This window comes from Serratia aquatilis (assembly GCF_044865145.1).
GTDB lineage: Bacteria > Pseudomonadota > Gammaproteobacteria > Enterobacterales > Enterobacteriaceae > Chania > Chania aquatilis.
Genome location: NZ_CP173186.1, coordinates 4,758,949 through 4,772,702, shown reverse-complemented (window position 1 = coordinate 4,772,702; position 13,754 = coordinate 4,758,949). Strand labels below are relative to the sequence as shown.

Genomic DNA, 13,754 nt, shown 5'->3' with positions numbered 1-13,754 from the left:
GACGGCTTACGCCGTTACGACCCCTTCGGCACGCTCCCCCTAATAACGGGCTTTGTCAGCAGTCTGAGAACCCTGTTGAGGGTTCTTCCCCTTCGCTGAATAACCAACGATAGCTGTTGTACGTACTGCAGATTACCTTGAACATGCGTTCATTCCACGCCAGTCATTCTCAGTTGTTCTGATAAATATCCTTATAAAGCCGGCTTTCGAAACGCACTAATGGCGCTCGGCGTTGTTTCTGATCTTCCGGTGGAACTGCGTATCCTGACAGATATTGGACAAAAGCATACCGTTGACCACTAGCAGTGGTGATAAAGCCAGCCAGGTTATATACCCCTTGTAGCGCACCGGTTTTGGCAGACACTTTGCCATCGACACCGGCTTCGTGCAGACCACCTCGATAACGTAGAGTGCCATCATACCCGGACAAGGGAAGCATCGAGATGAAGTTGAGTTCGTCGTCGTGCTGGGCGATATATTGTAATGCCTGCATCATGGTGGCTGGTGTCAGCAGGTTATGGCGCGAGAGGCCCGAACCATCTACCACGATACTGTTTCCCAAATCTACCCCGGCTTTCTGCCGCAGCACTTGGCGCACCGCATCAGCACCCGCTCGCCAGGTTCCAGGTACGCCAAAACGCTCGTGGCCAATAGTGCGGAATACGGTGTCGGCAATCATGTTGTCCGATTTCTTCAACATTATTTTCAACAGTTCATGCAATGGCGCGGATTCAGTCTGGGCGATGACGGTTCCCGCTGTGCCCGGAATGGTTTGACGCTTGAGATTTCCACCGATCTTGATCCCTGCCTTTATCAGCTCATCTTTCAAAATGGCCCCGGCGTAGCTCGCCCCGTCCTGAATAGCGAAGGCTAACGGTAGAGGATCACTGCGCTGTGTTAGGCACCCTGTTAGGGTAAAACGGTTTAATTCACCAGGAACGACATCCAGTTCGCAGTATTGTGCCTCCGCGGAGCCTCTGGCCAACGTTCTCACTTGGCTGAACATGTTAACGGGGTAAAAAGAAGCAACACGAATAAACGCCATTTCACCCGGGGTTGATGCACTGTAGAGTGAAACAGAGAAACAGTTGCGATCCACAATTGCCGCCGCCGGTGGGGCACTGAAACATTGGGTCATATCGTTCCACGGCCAACCTGGAGCTTTATCGTGGCTGGCGAATACCGAGGTGTCCACCAGAACATCGCCAGTAATCTCGTTGACGCCCTGTTTTTTTAGAACTGCTACCATATTGCGCAGGCTTTGGCGCTTGAAGGTTGGATCACCGCTAAAACGCGCAATCAGGTTACCGTGCAACACGCCATCCGTGACGTTGCCCTGGCTTTCTAATGTTGTTTTGAATCGATAGTCAGGCCCAAGCTGCAATAGTGCCGCCAGTGCTGTGAGAACCTTCTGAGTACTGGCCGGTAACGCCATTTGCTGAGAGTGATAATCGATGATCGGCGCAGAAGCACCAATCTTCTGAACTATCAGAGCCAGGTTGGCCCCATTAGGCAAATATTGTGTGTAATCTTCGACCGGGGCTGCATTTGTTTTAAGAACAAATGCGCAAGCCAATGCACCAACAATTAGTGAAAAACGCATAATCTCTGGGTAACAGCTGGATAACGTGCTGTCATACTACGGTGCATTAAGGGATAAAGTAAACGATGACCCTTAAGGAACTCTACGCTAAAATGCGTATCAAAATGCAAAATCGACGCTGACTTGGATGCATTTCCGAGTTAGGCTTCTTTTATTTATCGCCTGGAGACGGGGGCGCGATGCTCACCGTATTTTCAAACGAATACGTCAGGACGACGGCTATTTGAACAGGAAAGATTTAGAGGTATTTAAACAATGAAACAGATTCCGATGACCTTGTTTGGCGCAGAGCAGTTGCGTGAAGAACTTGAATATTTGAAAAGCGTGCGCCGCCCTAAAATCATTGCAGATATTGCTGATGCGCGTGAGCATGGCGATCTGAAAGAGAATGCCGAATACCATGCAGCCAGGGAACAGCAGGGCTTTTGTGAAGGGCGTATTCAGGAAATAGAAGCCAAACTGTCTAATGCGCAGGTGATCGACATCACTAAAATGCCTAATACTGGTCGCGTAATTTTTGGTGCTACAGTCACGGTCATGAATCTGGAGACGGAAGATGAGGTGACTTATCGTATCGTAGGTGACGATGAAGCTGATTTTAAGAAAAATCTTATTTCAGTGAATTCACCTATGGCTCGCGGATTGATCGGTAAAGAGCAGGACGATGTTGCGATCATCAAAACACCCGGTGGTGATGTAGAATATGAAATACTGAAGGTGGAATATCTTTAATTCCGGAAGCAATGGTCAGATATTCGGCTGAGTTTTGTAAAGAAAAGAAAAAGGCCGCAAGCGGCCTTTTATCTGAGCTCGGTGCGTGGCACCTTGCAGTCAATCTGATAGATGGCTAGCGTGGTAAAGCAATCTTGCGCTCTTTCGATGGGCGGTAAAGAATGAGTGTACTGCCGATCACTTGTACATTACAGGCGCCAGTTTCACGCACAATAGCGTCGGCGATCAAGGTCTTGGTCTCGCGATCTTCAGCAGCGATTTTTACCTTGATCAGTTCATGATGCTCCAGTGCCTGTTCAATTTCAGCCAGCACCCCTTCGGTGAGACCGTTATTACCCAGCATGACAACCGGTTTTAACGGATGCGCCAAGCCTTTCAGGTGCTGTTTTTGTTTATTATTCAGATTCATTGTCTTTTTTGCTTAAGTTGGGATTGAAAACGGTACATTCTACCGCCATCTCATGTGTATCACCAAATCGGTCTGCACCGAATGGAGTCTACGTGAGTAGCGAATCTGCTTCACCCTATGGATTTCAAGCCGCAGCAAGGCCACTTATCCCTCGGAGCTTGACTCCGGTAACTGATTGGGGATAGTGGTAAATCTGCCGGGAATAGATTTCAAGCTACTCGCTGCAGCCCCGAAGAAGCGGAGCATACGGATGAGCCGGATAGTGCGGCCAACAACCTGCAGCTCGAAAGGCACGGGCATAAGACTCTTTTTAGGATAGTTGGAAAACGAGATGGCAAATAAAAAGCGTTCGGCCAGTTCCAGTCGCTGGCTACAAGAACACTTTAGCGATAAATATGTGCAACAGGCGCAGAAAAAAGGGCTGCGTTCCCGAGCCTGGTTTAAACTTGATGAAATACAGCAAAGTGACAAGCTGTTTAAGCCCGGAATGACCGTCGTTGATTTGGGAGCAGCACCGGGTGGTTGGTCGCAATATGTGGTAACACAGATTGGTGGTAACGGGCGTATCATTGCTTGTGATATTTTGCCAATGGATCCAATTGTTGGCGTCGATTTCCTTCAGGGCGATTTTCGTGATGAACTGGTCCTTAAAGCACTGTTGGAACGTGTAGGCGAAAGTAAAGTTCAGGTAGTCATGTCTGACATGGCCCCGAACATGAGTGGCACTCCGGCAGTCGATATACCGAGATCGATGTATCTGGTGGAATTAGCACTGGAAATGTGCCGTGATGTTCTCGCACCAGGCGGTAGTTTTCTGGTGAAGGTGTTCCAGGGAGATGGTTTTGACGAGTACCTACGGGAAATTCGCTCCCTGTTTACGAAGGTTAAGATTCGTAAGCCTGACGCTTCCCGCGCACGTTCGCGTGAAGTGTACATTGTAGCGACAGGGCGGAAACTGTAGTACCCTAACGCTGTTTGTTAACACAGTTGTAATATGAGGTTAATCCCTTGAGTGACATGGCGAAAAACCTAATTCTCTGGTTAGTCATCGCGGTAGTGTTGATGTCTGTATTCCAGAGCTTTGGGCCCAGCGAGTCTAATGGCCGTAGGGTGGATTACACTACCTTCATGTCCGAACTGACCCAAGATCAGATTCGTGAAGCGCGCATTAATGGGCGTGAAATCAATGTTATCCGTAAAGACAGCAACAAGTACACGACTTACATCCCGGTCAACGATCCTAAGTTGCTGGATACGTTGTTGACCAAGAATGTCAAAGTTGTCGGTGAGCCACCGGAAGAACCGAGTTTGCTGGCTTCTATCTTTATTTCCTGGTTCCCAATGCTGTTGCTGATTGGGGTCTGGATTTTCTTTATGCGGCAAATGCAGGGTGGCGGTGGCAAAGGTGCAATGTCCTTTGGCAAAAGCAAAGCCCGTATGCTGACGGAAGACCAGATTAAAACCACTTTTGCCGACGTCGCAGGTTGTGACGAAGCAAAAGAAGAAGTGAGCGAACTGGTAGACTACCTGCGTGAGCCAAGCAGATTCCAGAAATTGGGTGGTAAGATCCCCAAAGGTGTGCTGATGGTCGGCCCTCCTGGTACCGGTAAAACTCTGTTGGCTAAAGCCATTGCAGGTGAAGCCAAAGTGCCATTCTTCACCATTTCAGGTTCTGATTTCGTTGAGATGTTCGTAGGTGTGGGTGCGTCCCGCGTACGTGACATGTTCGAACAGGCCAAGAAGGCAGCTCCGTGCATTATCTTCATTGATGAAATTGATGCGGTAGGGCGCCAACGTGGCGCGGGTCTCGGTGGTGGTCACGATGAGCGTGAGCAGACACTGAACCAGATGCTGGTTGAAATGGATGGGTTTGAAGGCAACGAAGGCATCATCGTCATAGCGGCCACCAACCGCCCTGATGTTCTTGACCCTGCGTTGTTACGTCCGGGCCGTTTTGACCGCCAGGTTGTTGTTGGCCTGCCGGATGTCCGTGGTCGTGAACAGATCCTCAAAGTTCATATGCGTCGTGTACCGTTAGCTGCTGATGTTGATGCCTCTGTGATTGCGCGTGGAACGCCAGGCTTCTCTGGAGCTGATTTGGCTAACTTGGTCAATGAATCTGCATTGTTCGCTGCACGTGGTAACAAACGCGTGGTGTCGATGGTCGAGTTTGAAAAGGCCAAAGACAAAATCATGATGGGGGCAGAACGTCGCTCCATGGTGATGACAGAAGCGCAGAAAGAGTCGACCGCGTATCACGAAGCAGGCCATGCGATTATTGGCCGTCTGGTCCCTGAGCACGATCCGGTGCACAAGGTTACGATCATTCCTCGTGGCCGTGCGCTCGGCGTGACCTTCTTCCTGCCGGAAGGGGATGCGATCAGCGCTAGCCGTCAGAAGCTGGAAAGCCAAATTTCTACCCTTTACGGCGGTCGCTTGGCGGAAGAGATTATTTACGGACCGGAAAAGGTTTCTACCGGTGCATCGAACGACATCAAAGTTGCTACTTCGATCGCCCGCAACATGGTTACCCAGTGGGGCTTCTCTGAGAAGCTGGGTCCATTGTTGTATGCAGAAGAAGAGGGTGAGGTGTTCTTGGGGCGTTCAGTAGCCAAGGCTAAACACATGTCGGACGAGACTGCACGTATCATTGATCAAGAAGTAAAATCTCTGATTGAGCGTAACTATACACGTGCGCGAACGTTGCTGATGGAGAATATGGACATCCTACATTCGATGAAAGATGCCCTGATGAAATATGAAACCATCGACGCACCGCAGATCGACGATCTGATGAACCGTAAGGATGTACGTCCGCCAGCAGGTTGGGACGACGCGACGAAGAGTAATAATTCCGACAACGGTGGCAGCCCAAAAGCTCCGTCGCCAGTCGATGAGCCGCGTACACCAAACTCAGGTAACACTGCGTCTGAACAGCTCGACAAGTAATGTCTGCTGTGCAATATGATCACACCCCGGCCAGTCCGGGGTTTTTTTTGGTTACAGAGTTATAAAACAGGCAACATTAAGGTGAATTAATCATGCAGTTAACCGTGCGCGACACGATCCTTGACCTCAATCACCCTCAGGTTATGGGGATCCTTAACGTAACCCCAGACTCATTCTCCGATGGCGGAAAGCATAATTCGCTGAATGATGCCCTCATACATGCCCATGCGCTAATCTCTGCTGGAGCGACAATGATTGATGTGGGCGGTGAATCCACACGACCAGGAGCGGCCGATGTGAGTGAAGAGGAAGAGATCGCCCGTGTCGTGCCCGTGGTAGAGGCGTTGGCGCAGCGTTTTGAAATTTTTATTTCGGTGGATACCTCGAAAGCTGCTGTGATCCGCGAATCTGCCAAAGTGGGAGCACATATGATTAATGATGTTCGCTCACTGCAAGAACCTGGTGCATTGCAAGCTGCAGCGGAAAGTGGGCTGCCAGTTTGTCTGATGCATATGCAAGGTGAACCACGCACAATGCAACAGGCCCCGCACTATGACGACCTGATGAGTGACGTAAATGCGTTTTTCCAGCACCATATAGAACGCTGCACGGCAGCGGGAATAGAAAAACATAAATTGTTGCTCGACCCAGGCTTCGGTTTCGGTAAGAATTTAGCGCATAATTACCAGCTTCTGGCTAGATTGGGGGAATTCCATCACTTTGGTTTACCGCTGCTAGTGGGTATGTCGCGTAAGTCGATGATTGGCCAGTTGTTGAATGTACCCCCCGAACAACGGGTTATTGGTAGCGTTGCCTGTGCAGTGATTGCTGCGATGCAGGGGGCGCAAATAGTCAGAGTGCATGACGTTAAAGAAACCGTCGAGGCGATCCGTGTCGTCGAGGCAACACTTTCAGCTAGGGGATAGTAGACAGATGAGTGAGCGCAAATACTTCGGTACCGACGGCATCCGTGGCAAAGTTGGTGATAGCCCTATTACCCCGGAGTTCGTGCTTAAGCTTGGCTGGGCTGCGGGCAAAGTATTGGCGCGCCATGGTTCCCGTAAAATCATTATCGGCAAAGATACCCGTATCTCTGGTTACATGCTGGAGTCAGCACTGGAGGCCGGGCTTGCCGCCGCAGGGCTTTCTGCATCGTTTACCGGGCCTATGCCAACGCCAGCCGTAGCATATTTGACGCGAACCTTCCGGGCTGAGGCCGGGATCGTTATCTCAGCGTCACACAATCCTTATTACGATAACGGAATCAAATTTTTCTCCATAGATGGTGCCAAGTTACCAGACGATGTTGAAGAAGCTATCGAAGCTGAGATGGAAAAGCCTCTGACCTGCGTTGAGTCAGCCGAGCTTGGAAAAGCCAGCCGTATTGTTGATGCCGCTGGGCGCTATATCGAATTCTGTAAAGGGACTTTTCCCAGTGAACTGAGCCTGAACGGCTTGAAAATCGTGGTGGACTGCGCCAATGGTGCAACCTACCACATAGCTCCCAGCGTCCTGAGGGAACTGGGGGCAACAGTCATTACCATCGGATGCGAGCCCGATGGCATGAACATCAATGAGCAATGTGGTGCCACTGATGTTCGTCAACTGCAGGAACGAGTGCTGGAAGAGCAGGCTCACGTTGGCCTAGCCTTTGATGGTGATGGCGACCGTGTGATGATGGTTGATCATCTGGGTAATCAAGTCGATGGCGACCAGATCCTCTACATCGTTGCTCGCGAAGGCTTGCGTCAGGGGCAACTGCGCGGGGGGGCTGTTGGTACACTGATGAGCAATATGGGCCTTGAACTTGCGCTGAAACAGCTTGGTATTCCTTTTGCTCGGGCAAAAGTGGGTGACCGCTATGTGCTGGAAAAACTACAAGAATTAGGGTGGCGCATCGGGGCCGAAAATTCTGGTCACGTGATCTTGCTGGATAAAACCACAACCGGTGATGGCATCGTTGCGGGTCTACAGGTCTTGACTGCGATGGTGCGAAATAACATGAGCCTGCACGATTTGTGCAGCGGCATGAAGTTACTGCCGCAAATTCTGGTTAATGTGCGGTTTGCTGGTGAGCATAACCCGTTGGAGTCTGATGCTGTGCGGAAGGTCGCCGAGCAAGTAGAGGCTGAACTGGCAGGTCGTGGCCGTGTGCTGTTGCGTAAATCGGGGACTGAACCTCTGATCCGCGTGATGGTGGAAGGTGAGGACGAGCAGCAAGTCATAGCATTGGCGCACCGTATTGCCGATGCCGTTAAGCTGGCTGGCTGATTAGCTGTTTTCGCGCAGACACAGCATCATGTGTCTGCGTAAGTTGTAGATTACACCCACTTTTGGTGTTTTTTTCCGCAAACGCGTCGGTGGCTGCAAATTGCCCTTGCACGCTTGGGCGGCTTTGGTTAGTATTCACACCCGCTTCAGTGGGCTGTTTTAATGGCACGCCACGCCTTCTTTAAACGGAATGCATCTGGGGTAGGAAGCATTTAGCACGCGGTGAACCCGCAAGGATACAGGTACAACTATGTACGAAGCTCTTCTGGTAATTTTCTTGCTGATCTCAATCGGGCTTGTGGCTCTGATTATGCTACAGCAGGGTAAAGGCGCTGATATGGGAGCCTCATTCGGAGCAGGTGCTTCTGGCACGTTATTCGGATCGACCGGTTCAGGCAACTTTATGACCCGTATGACAGCTGCGTTGGCGACACTGTTTTTCGTCATTAGCTTGATCTTGGGTAACCTGAGCAGCAACCAAAGCAAGAAAGGCAGCGAGTGGGAAAACCTGGGTCAGCCAGTGAAAACTGAGCAGACTACCGCGCCGGCAGCACCAGCCAAGCCGAGCAGCGATATCCCGCAGTAAGTTGCAAAGAGTTTGATAACGGATGTTGTAATATAAATAACAACAGCCGTTAGCAGTAAGAATCAGTACCGAGGTGGTGGAATTGGTAGACACGCTACCTTGAGGTGGTAGTGCCCTAACGGGCTTGTGGGTTCGAGTCCCATCCTCGGTACCAAATCCCAGAGATAACTTGCGTTTTTGCGATTATCGGCGTAATATTTGCCACGTTTTCGGACGCGGGGTGGAGCAGCCTGGTAGCTCGTCGGGCTCATAACCCGAAGGTCGTCGGTTCAAATCCGGCCCCCGCAACCACTTTCCTGTAAGTGTTTATTTTCAAATACACTTTTCGATTGAAATCCTCTTTTCTCGAACAACATTTGAAAATGACACTTGTTAGAAAGTTGCACCGAAGCCGCTTTGCGGCAAACAGGGTCCAGTTGCATAAAGCCCCGAATTTTCGGGGTTTTTTGTTATTTGGCAACAGAATCACTGGGCTATTAAGCCCTTTTTTTATGTCTTGGGGGTGGACTTGTCCACATTAGAGCAAAAGTTAACAGAGATGCTTTCCGCACCGGTAGAGGCGTTGGGCTTTGAGCTCGTAGGCATCGAATTTATTCGGGCGCGCCAGTCGACACTACGCATCTATATTGATAGTGACAACGGAATTAATGTTGATGATTGTGCTGATGTCAGCCACCAGGTCAGCGCTGTACTGGACGTCGAAGATCCCATTACCGTTGCTTACAACTTGGAAGTCTCCTCTCCTGGCCTTGATCGTCCTATGTTCACCGCCGAGCACTACCAGCGTTTTATCGGTGACGAAGTCAGCGTTGTCCTGCGTATGGCGATACAAAACCGCCGTAAGTGGCAGGGCATCATCAAGTCTGTCGAAGGCGAAATGATCACGGTTACTGTGGAAGGGAAAGATGAAGTGTTCGCGCTGAGCAACATTCAGAAAGCGAACCTGGTACCCCACTTTTAAAGTTTGGATGAGGCAACTAGGATGAACAAAGAGATTCTGGCTGTTGTTGAAGCTGTTTCCAATGAAAAATCCCTTCCGCGTGAGAAGATTTTCGAAGCCCTGGAAACCGCATTAGCCACCGCAACCAAGAAAAAATATGAGCAGGAAATCGACGTACGTGTCAGCATTGACCGCAAAACTGGCGATTTCGACACCTTCCGCCGTTGGGTGGCCGTTGATGAGGTAACACTGCCTACGCGCGAAATCACCTTGGAAGCTGCACAGTACGAAGACCCATCTATCGAGCTCGGCGGTTATATCGAAGATCAGATTGAATCTGTGACCTTTGACCGTATTACCACCCAAACAGCCAAACAGGTCATCGTACAAAAAGTACGTGAAGCCGAGCGTGCTATGGTGGTTGATGCTTTCCGCCAACATGAAGGCGAAATTGTCACTGGCGTGGTGAAGAAAGTTAACCGTGACAGCATTGCGCTGGATCTGGGGAGCAATGCTGAAGCCGTGATTGGCCGTGAAGATATGCTGCCCCGTGAAAACTTCCGCCCAGGTGACCGTATTCGCGGTGTGCTTTATGCCGTGCGTCCTGAAGCGCGTGGTGCTCAATTATTCGTTAGCCGTTCCAGCCCGGACATGCTGAAAGAACTGTTTCGCATCGAAGTGCCGGAAATCGGTGAAGAAGTGATTGAAATTAAAGCCGCAGCCCGCGATCCGGGTTCCCGTGCCAAGATTGCCGTGAAGACTAACGACAAGCGTATCGACCCGGTCGGTGCCTGTGTTGGTATGCGCGGTGCTCGTGTCCAGGCTGTTTCGAGCGAGCTTGGCGGAGAGCGTATTGATATCATCCTGTGGGATGATAACCCTGCACAATTTGTCATTAACGCCATGGCCCCGGCAGATGTTGCCTCGATCGTGGTGGATGAAGACCGGTGCACCATGGATATTGCCGTTGAAGCCAGCAACCTGGCACAGGCGATCGGCCGTAATGGCCAAAACGTGCGTTTAGCCTCCCAATTGTTGAAACAGCATCGTGATGATGATCGTTGGGAACTGAACGTGATGACGGCGGACGATCTGCAGGCCAAGCACCAGGCCGAGGCTCATGCCGCCATTGATACCTTCACCAAGTATCTTGATATTGACGAAGATTTCGCCACTGTTCTGGTCGAAGAAGGTTTCTCAACGCTGGAAGAACTGGCCTACGTGCCAATCAAAGAGCTGCTGGAAATCGACGGACTGGATGAAGATACGGTTGAAGCGTTGCGCGATCGCGCCAAAGCTGCATTGACCACGCTGGCCCTGGCTCAGGAAGAAAGCCTGGGCGATCAAAAACCTGCTGATGATTTGCTTAACCTTCCGGGGCTTGAGCGCAGCATGGCCTTTAAACTGGCCGCGCGTGGGGTTTGTACGCTGGAAGATCTTGCCGAGCAGGGTGTTGACGATCTGGCTGATATTGAAGGGCTTAGTGATGAACAGGCCGGCGAGCTGATTATGGCCGCACGTAATATCTGTTGGTTTGGCGACAACGCGTAATAAACTGTAGCAGGAAGGAACAGCATGACGACAGATGTAACCGTAAAATCGCTGGCAGCAGAGATTCAGACTCCGGTTGATCGCCTGGTACAGCAATTTGCTGATGCAGGGATTAATAAGTCTGAGACAGACTCTGTGACTCAGCAAGAGAAAGAAACGTTGCTGGCGCACCTGAACCGTGAACACGGTAGTGCACCAGGTAAACTCACGTTGCAGCGAAAAACACGCAGCACATTGAATATTCCGAGCACCGGCGGTAAAAGTAAATCGGTGCAAATTGAGGTCCGCAAGAAACGCACTTATGTAAATCGCGATACGCAAGAAGCCCAACAGGCAGAAGCGGCAGAGCAGGCACAGCGTGAAGCGGAAGAACAGGCAAGGCGCGAAGCAGAAGAGCTAGCGAAACGCGAAGCAGAAGCTAAGCGCGCAGCCGAAGAGCAAGCCAAACGTGAGGCCGCGGAGATTGCTAAGCGTAATTCAGCGGAAAAAGAAAAAGTGACCAATCAACATACCGACGAAATGACCAAGCCAGCTCAGGCAGAAAAAGCGCGCCGTGAAGCCGAAGCCGCAGAACTGAAACGTAAAGCGGAAGAAGAAGTGCGCCGTAAGGTTGAGGAAGATGCCAAACGCGTAGCGGAAGAAGCACGCCGTATGGCTGAAGAGAATGGAGAGAAGTGGGCTGAAGCAGACGCTGCAAGCGCAGCGGTTGAAACTGCCGATTACCACGTAACCACCTCTCAGCACGCTCGTGCTGCCGAAGACGAAAACGACGCCAAGGTTGAAGGTGACCGCCGTAGTCGCGCTCGCGGTGGTAAAGCGACCAAACAGAAGAAAGGCAACAAGCTTTCCGAATCTAAAGCGGATCGCGAAGAAGCACGTGCCGTTACCCGTGGTGGTAAAGGTAAGCGCAAGCCAAGTACTCTCCAGCAGGGCTTTAACAAACCCGCCCAGATAGTGAACCGCGATGTTGTGATCGGGGAGACCCTCACCGTTGCGGAACTGGCTAACAAGATGGCAGTTAAGGGTTCTCAGGTCATCAAAGCGATGATGAAACTGGGCGCCATGGCGACTATCAACCAGGTTATCGATCAGGAAACGGCACAGCTTGTTGCTGAAGAGATGGGCCATAAAGTTATCCTGCGTCGTGAAAATGAGCTGGAAGAAGCGCTGATGAGCGATCGTGACACAGGTGCCGCAGCCGAGTCTCGTGCTCCGGTGGTAACCATCATGGGCCACGTTGACCACGGTAAAACCTCCCTGCTTGACTACATCCGCTCCACTAAGGTGGCAGTAGGTGAAGCTGGCGGTATTACCCAGCATATCGGTGCTTACCATGTCGAAACCGAAAACGGCATGATCACTTTCCTGGATACCCCGGGCCACGCCGCCTTTACCTCTATGCGTGCTCGCGGTGCTCAGGCTACCGATATCGTAGTTCTGGTAGTGGCAGCAGATGATGGCGTGATGCCACAAACCATCGAAGCTATTCAGCATGCTCAGGCGGCGAAAGTGCCATTGGTAGTAGCGGTTAACAAAATCGACAAGCCAGAAGCCGATCCTGATCGCGTCAAGCAAGAGCTGTCTCAGTATGGTGTTATGCCAGAAGAGTGGGGCGGTGAAGCACAGTTTGTTCACGTTTCTGCGAAAGCCGGTACCGGTATTGACGAACTGTTGAACGCTATCCTGCTGCAAGCTGAAGTTCTCGAATTGAAAGCCGTTCGTAGCGGCATGGCGAGCGGTGTGGTGATCGAATCCTTCTTGGATAAAGGCCGTGGTCCAGTGGCTACCGTGCTAGTGCAGGAAGGGACGCTGAACAAGGGCGATATCGTTCTGTGTGGCTTCGAGTATGGCCGCGTGCGTGCGATGCGTGACGAGTTGGGCCGTGAAGTTACCTCTGCGGGTCCTTCTATCCCAGTTGAGATCCTGGGCCTATCCAGTGTTCCTGCTGCGGGTGACGAAGCCACCGTAGTACGTGACGAGAAAAAAGCGCGTGAAGTGGCGCTGTATCGTCAAGGCAAGTTCCGTGAAGTCAAACTGGCACGCCAGCAGAAATCTAAACTGGAGAACATGTTCGCGAACATGACCGAAGGTGAAGTTTCTGAACTGAACATCGTGCTGAAAACCGACGTACAGGGTACCTGTGAAGCGATTTCCGATTCACTGCAGAAACTCTCTACCGACGAAGTTAAAGTCAAGATCGTGGGTTCTGGTGTTGGCGGTATTACTGAAACTGACGCCACCCTGGCAGCAGCATCCAACGCAATCATTCTGGGCTTCAACGTTCGTGCGGATGCCTCCGCGCGCCGCGTGATTGAATCGGAAAGTCTGGATCTGCGTTATTACTCCGTCATCTATAATCTGATCGACGAAGTGAAGCAGGCGATGAGCGGTATGCTGGCGCCGGAATACAAGCAGCAGATCATCGGTCTGGCTGAAGTACGTGATGTGTTCAAATCACCTAAGTTCGGTGCTGTTGCCGGCTGTATGGTGACCGAAGGTAACATCAAGCGTCACAACCCAATCCGTGTTCTGCGTGATAACGTGGTTATCTACGAAGGCGAGCTGGAATCACTGCGCCGCTTCAAAGATGACGTTAACGAAGTCCGTAACGGTATGGAATGTGGTATCGGCGTTAAGAACTACAACGACGTGCGCGTTGGCGACATGATCGAAGTGTTCGAAATCATCGAGATCCAGCGTACCATCGCTTAAT

11 protein-coding genes and 2 tRNA genes are annotated in these 13,754 nt (G+C 51.1%); 11 read left to right on the top strand and 2 right to left on the bottom strand.

The features are described from left to right. Positions 1–169: 169 nt before the first annotated feature. On the bottom strand, positions 170–1,603 hold the full coding sequence (dacB, locus tag SAQUA_RS21590; protein ID WP_380676257.1) for a serine-type D-Ala-D-Ala carboxypeptidase: 1,434 nt from the start codon (positions 1,601–1,603) through the stop codon (positions 170–172). 255 nt (positions 1,604–1,858) lie between these two features. Between dacB and greA the strand changes: the two genes are divergently transcribed. Further along, positions 1,859–2,335, top strand: a complete 477-nt coding sequence (greA, locus tag SAQUA_RS21585) for a transcription elongation factor GreA (RefSeq protein WP_380676255.1) — start codon at positions 1,859–1,861, stop codon at positions 2,333–2,335. A gap of 115 nt (positions 2,336–2,450) precedes the next feature. On the opposite strand, the gene yhbY is transcribed toward greA, so the two are convergent. Continuing rightward, positions 2,451–2,744 carry a ribosome assembly RNA-binding protein YhbY gene (yhbY, locus tag SAQUA_RS21580; protein ID WP_380676253.1) on the bottom strand — a complete coding sequence of 98 codons (294 nt, stop codon included), beginning with the start codon at positions 2,742–2,744 and terminating at the stop codon, positions 2,451–2,453. 331 nt (positions 2,745–3,075) lie between these two features. Here yhbY and rlmE point away from each other — a divergent pair, with 331 nt between their 5' ends. From rlmE to infB, 10 genes are all read left to right on the top strand, one after another. Next, entirely contained in the window at positions 3,076–3,705 is a 630-nt protein-coding gene (gene rlmE / locus SAQUA_RS21575; protein ID WP_142009347.1) for a 23S rRNA (uridine(2552)-2'-O)-methyltransferase RlmE, read from the top strand. Positions 3,706–3,761: 56 nt separating this feature from the next. Beyond that, complete coding sequence (gene ftsH, locus SAQUA_RS21570; RefSeq protein WP_380676250.1) at positions 3,762–5,693, top strand: ATP-dependent zinc metalloprotease FtsH; 1,932 nt, start codon at positions 3,762–3,764, stop codon at positions 5,691–5,693. A gap of 92 nt (positions 5,694–5,785) precedes the next feature. Further along, positions 5,786–6,619, top strand: a complete 834-nt coding sequence (gene folP, locus SAQUA_RS21565) for a dihydropteroate synthase (protein WP_380676248.1) — start codon at positions 5,786–5,788, stop codon at positions 6,617–6,619. A 7-nt stretch (positions 6,620–6,626) separates the two neighbouring features. After that, positions 6,627–7,964, top strand: a complete 1,338-nt coding sequence (gene glmM / locus SAQUA_RS21560; protein WP_380676246.1) for a phosphoglucosamine mutase — start codon at positions 6,627–6,629, stop codon at positions 7,962–7,964. A 250-nt stretch (positions 7,965–8,214) separates the two neighbouring features. After that, positions 8,215–8,550: a preprotein translocase subunit SecG gene (gene secG / locus SAQUA_RS21555; protein ID WP_380676244.1), complete on the top strand. Its 336-nt coding sequence runs from the start codon at positions 8,215–8,217 to the stop codon at positions 8,548–8,550. A 67-nt stretch (positions 8,551–8,617) separates the two neighbouring features. Then, positions 8,618–8,704: transfer RNA gene (locus SAQUA_RS21550), tRNA-Leu, on the top strand. A 60-nt stretch (positions 8,705–8,764) separates the two neighbouring features. Beyond that, positions 8,765–8,841 (top strand) — tRNA-Met (locus SAQUA_RS21545). Positions 8,842–9,058: 217 nt separating this feature from the next. Beyond that, entirely contained in the window at positions 9,059–9,511 is a 453-nt protein-coding gene (gene rimP, locus SAQUA_RS21540) for a ribosome maturation factor RimP (RefSeq protein ID WP_380676242.1), read from the top strand. A 21-nt stretch (positions 9,512–9,532) separates the two neighbouring features. Next, positions 9,533–11,041: a transcription termination factor NusA gene (nusA, locus tag SAQUA_RS21535; RefSeq protein ID WP_380676240.1), complete on the top strand. Its 1,509-nt coding sequence runs from the start codon at positions 9,533–9,535 to the stop codon at positions 11,039–11,041. Positions 11,042–11,065: 24 nt separating this feature from the next. Beyond that, the gene (gene infB, locus SAQUA_RS21530; protein WP_380676238.1) at positions 11,066–13,753 is read left to right on the top strand and encodes a translation initiation factor IF-2; all 2,688 of its coding nucleotides are present in this window, start codon (positions 11,066–11,068) and stop codon (positions 13,751–13,753) included. The last annotated feature ends 1 nt before the right edge of the window (position 13,754 follow it).

Coding starts and splice junctions, on each gene's coding strand:
- glmM (WP_380676246.1), top strand. CDS start 6,627: ATGAGTGAGCGCAAATACTTCGGTACCGACGGCATCCGTGGCAAAGTT.
- infB (WP_380676238.1), top strand. CDS start 11,066: ATGACGACAGATGTAACCGTAAAATCGCTGGCAGCAGAGATTCAGACT.
- secG (WP_380676244.1), top strand. CDS start 8,215: ATGTACGAAGCTCTTCTGGTAATTTTCTTGCTGATCTCAATCGGGCTT.
- rlmE (WP_142009347.1), top strand. CDS start 3,076: ATGGCAAATAAAAAGCGTTCGGCCAGTTCCAGTCGCTGGCTACAAGAA.
- ftsH (WP_380676250.1), top strand. CDS start 3,762: ATGGCGAAAAACCTAATTCTCTGGTTAGTCATCGCGGTAGTGTTGATG.
- folP (WP_380676248.1), top strand. CDS start 5,786: ATGCAGTTAACCGTGCGCGACACGATCCTTGACCTCAATCACCCTCAG.
- dacB (WP_380676257.1), bottom strand. CDS start 1,603: ATGCGTTTTTCACTAATTGTTGGTGCATTGGCTTGCGCATTTGTTCTT.
- greA (WP_380676255.1), top strand. CDS start 1,859: ATGAAACAGATTCCGATGACCTTGTTTGGCGCAGAGCAGTTGCGTGAA.
- yhbY (WP_380676253.1), bottom strand. CDS start 2,744: ATGAATCTGAATAATAAACAAAAACAGCACCTGAAAGGCTTGGCGCAT.
- nusA (WP_380676240.1), top strand. CDS start 9,533: ATGAACAAAGAGATTCTGGCTGTTGTTGAAGCTGTTTCCAATGAAAAA.